The sequence below is a fragment of the Cyanobium sp. BA20m-p-22 genome (genome assembly GCF_024346275.1).
Classification (GTDB): Bacteria; Cyanobacteriota; Cyanobacteriia; order PCC-6307; family Cyanobiaceae; genus Cyanobium_A.
In genome coordinates, this window is sequence record NZ_JAGQCQ010000268.1 from 1 (window position 1) to 5,322 (window position 5,322).

At 65.2% G+C, this 5,322-nt stretch carries 6 protein-coding genes; 2 read left to right on the forward strand and 4 right to left on the reverse strand.

Annotation, left to right across the window (positions count from 1 at the left end; all coding sequences use genetic code 11):
* On the reverse strand, positions 1-845 hold an 845-nt coding region (locus KBZ15_RS17800), incomplete at its 3' end, for a TIGR02450 family Trp-rich protein (protein ID WP_255016561.1).
* 20 nt (positions 846-865) lie between these two features.
* Positions 866-2,137, reverse strand: a complete 1,272-nt coding sequence (locus tag KBZ15_RS17805; protein WP_255016562.1) for a sulfite oxidase — start codon at positions 2,135-2,137, stop codon at positions 866-868.
* Between the two features lie 99 nt (positions 2,138-2,236).
* Between KBZ15_RS17805 and KBZ15_RS17810 the strand changes: the two genes are divergently transcribed.
* A complete protein-coding gene (locus tag KBZ15_RS17810) occupies positions 2,237-3,154 on the forward strand; it encodes an NAD-dependent epimerase/dehydratase family protein (protein WP_255016564.1) in 918 nt (305 codons plus the stop codon).
* 147 nt (positions 3,155-3,301) lie between these two features.
* Here KBZ15_RS17810 and KBZ15_RS17815 read toward each other — a convergent pair whose 3' ends face one another.
* Positions 3,302-3,589, reverse strand: a complete 288-nt coding sequence (locus tag KBZ15_RS17815; protein ID WP_255016563.1) for a hypothetical protein — start codon at positions 3,587-3,589, stop codon at positions 3,302-3,304.
* A gap of 226 nt (positions 3,590-3,815) precedes the next feature.
* Here KBZ15_RS17815 and KBZ15_RS17820 point away from each other — a divergent pair, with 226 nt between their 5' ends.
* On the forward strand, positions 3,816-4,688 hold the full coding sequence (locus KBZ15_RS17820) for a substrate-binding domain-containing protein (protein WP_254929912.1): 873 nt from the start codon (positions 3,816-3,818) through the stop codon (positions 4,686-4,688).
* Positions 4,689-4,707: 19 nt separating this feature from the next.
* On the opposite strand, the gene KBZ15_RS17825 is transcribed toward KBZ15_RS17820, so the two are convergent.
* Positions 4,708-5,145, reverse strand: coding sequence for a cupin domain-containing protein (locus KBZ15_RS17825; RefSeq protein WP_254929911.1), 438 nt, complete (start codon positions 5,143-5,145; stop codon positions 4,708-4,710).
* Between the last annotated feature and the right edge of the window lie 177 nt (positions 5,146-5,322).

Below are 5,322 nucleotides of genomic sequence, written 5' to 3' on the forward strand. Positions count from 1 at the left end.
AGGGAGAGCAGGTGCTCCAGGGTGCCAATGCCGCCGGAGGCGATCACCGGCACGGCGCTGGCCTCGGCCATGGCCCGCAATGCATCCAGGTTGGGGCCCGCCAGGGTGCCATCGGTGGCTATGTCGGTGCTGATGATCGCAGCGATGCCGCTGGCGGCAAAGCGTCGGGCCAGTTCGGTGGCCTCGGTGCTACTGGCTTCGATCCAGCCGCGGGTGGCCACCATGCCGTCTTTGGCGTCGATACCCACCAAGATGCGGCCGAGGTGACGGGCCGCCAGCTCGTCAACTAGCTCTGGCTGCTCCAGGGCCACCGTGCCCAGGATCACGCGATCTAGGCCGCAGGCCAGCAGCTCCTCGGCCCGCGCAGCCGTGCGCACGCCACCGCCCAGCTGTACGGGTATCGCCAGGGCGGCGGTGATCGCCTTTACGGCCGCGTCATTCACCGGTTGGCCGCTGCGGGCCCCATCGAGATCCACCAGGTGCAGCCGCTGCGCCCCTTGCTGCTGCCAGCTGAGGGCCTGGGCCACGGGGTCGTCGCTGAAGCGGGTCACTTGGTCGTAGTCCCCCTGGTGCAGCCGCACGCAGTGGCCGTCGAGCAGATCAATGGCGGGGATCACCTGCATGGAGGGGGCCGGGGGCAAGGGCTGCCAGCCAGGCTGCCAGAGCTGCCGGTTGCGCAGCTCCAGCAGCGGCACCACCAGGCGGTAGTCGGGCGCCAGCACGGCCTGGAGTTCCGCCGCCCGCTCGGCGCCCTGGCCTCGCTCCCCCAGCAGGGCGAAGTGGCGGTAGCCCTGGGTTTGGCCCAGCAGCGCGGGCTGGGCTGTGTACGCAGGACTCAGGCGCATGCAGCCATCCTGGACGAGGGTTAGCGCATCCGGATGGGATGGGTTACCACGGAGCTGTAGCTATAGCCCTCAGCGTTGAGGGGAATGCGGTCGGGTTGACTGCGGCCCCGGTCGTCTGTGGCCCGCGCCAGAAGCCCATAGCGACCCGGCCGCGGATCCCAGTCGAGATCCCAGCGCACCCAGGCCTGAGCGATGTTGGGCGCCCGCATCCGGGCGGTTTTCCACTGCCGCCCGCCGTCGAAGCTCACCTGCACCCGGCTGATCGCCCCTTCCCCCGACCAGGACCGTCCTCGCACCAGGCGCTTGCTTCGCTCGAGGGTGCCGTTCCAGGGCAGTTCAAAGGCGCTCTTCACCCCCTGGGTGGTGAGGATCTGGCCCCGGACCCCCTGGGCGGCCAGGGCGTCGTCGACTGGGAAGTCCTCGCCGATCAGCACGTAACGGCGGGTGTTGTACTCGGAGAACAGGGGTGCTTCCGATACCTGAATGCTCCCCACCCACTTGATGTGGGCGATGCCCACCCATCCGGGCACCAGCACCCGCAGGGGAAAGCCATGGTCCGGCGGGAGAGGATCACCGTTCATGGCATACACCAGCAGGGTGTCCTCAGCCATTGCTTTGCTGATCGATAAGGGGCGCTGCACCGCCTTGGCATCCAGGCCGATGGGCATCACGTCGCGGGCGGTGGGTTTCACCTGGGCCTGCTGCAGCACCTCGGCCAGGGGCACTCCGGTCCACTCGGCCACGCCAATGCCACCGAGGTTCCAGGGGGTGCCTTCGATGCGGCGGCCGTGGGACTGCTGGAAGTAATTTCGACCGTTGCCGGCGCACTCGATCGCCCGGATCACCGAGATCGAGGGCATCGCCAGGAGATCGTCGTAGCTCAGGATCAGGGGCTTCGTGACGCCGCTGCCCTCAACCCGCAGACGCCAGTGGGCGGGGTCGATTAGCGGAGTGTTGCCGTTGTTGCGAACGAAGAACTGGCTGTTGGCCACCAGGTAGCCGCGGCCGTAGAGCGATTCCCAGCGCATCTCCGCGTTGCTGCCGTTGCGCACGAATTGCGCCTCGGGGGTCGGTTTCAGGATCGATGCGGTGCTAGTTGGGGCTACGGGTGGTTCACCGTGACCTGCGGCACGGCGGGGTAAGAGTCCTGCACTGGCTACGGTGCTGCCGGCGGCGAGCAGTTGCAGCAGTCGTCGGCGGGAGACCCCGAGCTCCTGGGAGCGTTGGCGTAGAAATTCACCGGCGCGCTCCAGGTCGTACTGCCACTCTCCGCTGGGATCGGGTCGTGCCATGGACGCGGTCTGCCGTCACCCTCGACGCTGGCATGCTCAAACGCTGGCTGCACGGGCTTGAATAGCGCCCAGTTTCGCGGCCCGCCGGCGGGCATCGGCATGGAAATCCTGGTGATGGGCGGAACCCGCTTCGTGGGCAAGCCCCTGGTGGAACGGCTGCTGGCACAGGGCCACTCGCTCACCCTGTTCACCCGGGGCCGCAACCCCGTGCCAGCCGGAGTGGAGCACCTGGCGGGTGACCGCAGCACCCCTGAGGGCCTGCAGCCGCTTGCCGGGCGCCGTTTCGATGTGATCGTCGACAGCTCGGGCCGCACGGTGGAGGATTCCCGCGCCGTGGTCGAGCGCACGGGCGCTCCGAGCCACCGGTTTGTGTATGTGAGCTCGGCCGGCGTCTACGCCGACAGTGAGCTCTGGCCCCTGCGCGAAGACTCCCCCACCGATCCCCAGAGCCGCCACAGCGGCAAGCTCGACACCGAGGCCTGGCTCAGCGCCGAGAAGATCCCCTTCACCAGTTTCCGGCCCACTTACATCGTCGGGCCCGGCAACTACAACCCGGTGGAGAGCTGGTTCTTCGATCGGATCGTGCATGGCCGGCCGGTTCCCCTGCCCGGGGACGGCAGCACGATCACCCAACTGGGCCACGTGGAAGATTTGGCCGCGGTTATGGACCGTTGCATCGGTGTCGATGCCGCCGCCAACCGCATCTACAACTGCAGCAGCTCCCAGGGCATCACCTTTGCTGGCCTGGTGGCCGCCGCCGCCCGCGCCTGCGGCAAAGACCCGGCCGCTGTGGAGATTCGCAGCTTTGACCCGGCCGGCCTCGACAAAAAAGCCCGTAAGGCCTTCCCGCTGCGGCTGGCCCACTTCCTCACCGACATCACCCGGGTGCAGAGCGAGCTGGCCTGGACCCCCGCCTACGACGTGGAACGTGCCCTTGCCGACAGTTACGCCAACGACTACGCCCAACGCATGCCCACGAGCCCCGACTTCAGCGGGGACAGCGCCTTGATCGGCTGACTCCCCCACGCATGCCCGAACCACGCCCCAGGCCCACGGTGTGACCATGGGCCTGCGCTTTGCCTTCTAAATCAATTTTTGGCGCTTTAAGCTGCCAATTAGATCCAAGCTTCCCGATCCCAGTAGTTATGTTTGGCGACTAGGATTTCAAGTGGAAGGCAGCACTGAATAATGTTCCACCACGGGGCCAATCCTCTGGGTGGGTCGGCCTTCCATCCCACCGGGAATATCAATCTGGGGCATAAGGGTTGATTCCGCCCAGCTCTCATATTCAGACTTGCCTTTCCACAGGGAAACAATCAACAGGCCCCCTTCCACCTCGGCTACCGAACGCATCAATTGGGTTTCAGGCTGGGACTTGCCTTCCAATTCGGCCAGTTCGGCCTGAAACTGCTCCAAGGTGGCACCGGGCCAGAAATTGGAAACCATGTACATAACTATTAAGCCCGTAATGCTCGATCTTACTGCCTGATCCTGCCCGCCAGAGTGGGAGGCCAGTTGGAAATAGAAAAGGTTTGGCGGGATGGGCCGGTGCGCTCCAGCTATTCTCCCGGGCCATGCCGTTGGCCAGGTGCTCATATTTTCAGGCCCAGTTCGTGCCGCGACCCTGGGCGTTTCCCTCCTTACCGTCTCCCTGCTCGGCCCCCTCCTGACAGGCTCCATGGCCGGCGCTATTGCCAAACCGCTGCGCTTTGTGCTGGTGCCCAAGCTGGCCCACCCCTGGTTTGAGACGGTGCGGGAAGGCGCCGAGGCCGCTGCCCTGATGATAAACAGGCAGACGAAAAACACGGCAGTAGTGGAGTACCGGCCGCCCGCCCGCTCCGAGCTGGCCCTACAGGCGGCAATCCTTGAAGCAGCAATTCGCTCGCGCCCCAGTGGCATCAGCATCGATCTGCTCGATGCCGAGGGCCTCCGCCCGCTTCTAGAGCAAGCCCGGCGCCAGGGCATCGCCGTGAACGTCTTCGATTCGGAGCCGCCTGCCTCACTGCTGCTCACCAGCATCGGCAACGACTACTGCCTGCAGGCACGCATCGCCTCCGAGCGCTTGGTGCAGCTGTTAGGGGGCAAGGGCGAGGTGGCGATCATGCAGGGGGTCCCTACCGCCCCGAACCATGCCATCCGCGCCCGCTGTCACCGGCAGGTGTTTGCCAGCCAGCCAGGCATCCAGGTGGTGGCCTCCCCGGTAGACAACGACAGCATCAGCACCGCCGAAGAGCAGGCCAGGGCCACCATGGTTAGGCATCCCCAGCTCAAGGGCTGGGTGGTGAGTGATGCAGGCGGCGGCATTGGCGTTGCCCGCGCGATCGCGGCCCTCGGCAAAACTGGCAGTGTGAAGGTTGTGGCCCTCGACGACCTGCCGGAACTGCTGCAGCTGATCAGCATCGGCGCAGTCGATTCAACCGCCGCCACCAAGCCCTTCACCCAGGGCTATTGGGCGGTGCTCAACCTCTGGCAGCAGGGCTTGGGTGCGCCGCCTATTGAGCGGATCGATACAGGTATAGGGGTGCAGGGTGGGGCAGCGAAGGCCCTCTGAGGGATGTCAAGCGTTCAGTTCAACCATCCGGGAGCGCCGTCTGACCATGCCTGATTGCAACAGCGCGGTAGTCGAGCTTCGACGCTTCGGCGGGAAGACCTGCTAGTTCGCGGTACATCGGGCTGGCGGCCTTGCCTGAGGTGAAGGAGAGGAATTCCCCCTTTTGATCGCCAAAGCGATACCAGTGCCACTCCCCCCCTGGAACATGCAGCAGGGTGCCTGCTTCGATCCACTGCTCCTGGTCTCCCACTCCGAAGGCCACCGGCCCCTGGAGCACAAAAAAGGTTTCGTCCCACTGGTGGCGGTGCGGTGCCGGCCCGGTTCCATCCAGCCCTGAGGTGAAAAACACTTCGAAATTCTGGGCCTCGTCGCCAGAAATCAGGGTCTGGATGTCAAACCCGGCGATCCGCATCGGGGCCGGTCGATCGGCAGGGGCAATGATGCGGGCGGATGACATGGAACTTTCCCTGGGCTAAAAGCTTAGGACCGGGTTTCGTTTAGCCTTGTAATTGACCCCATCCACCGCAACCAATAGAGCGATGCCTGCCGCCTTGACCGACGAATCCCAGAGTCAGGAATCAAAAGTTCGCCTTCCCGAGCCCGGCTGGATTGGTGAAGTTCTTGGAACTACGGT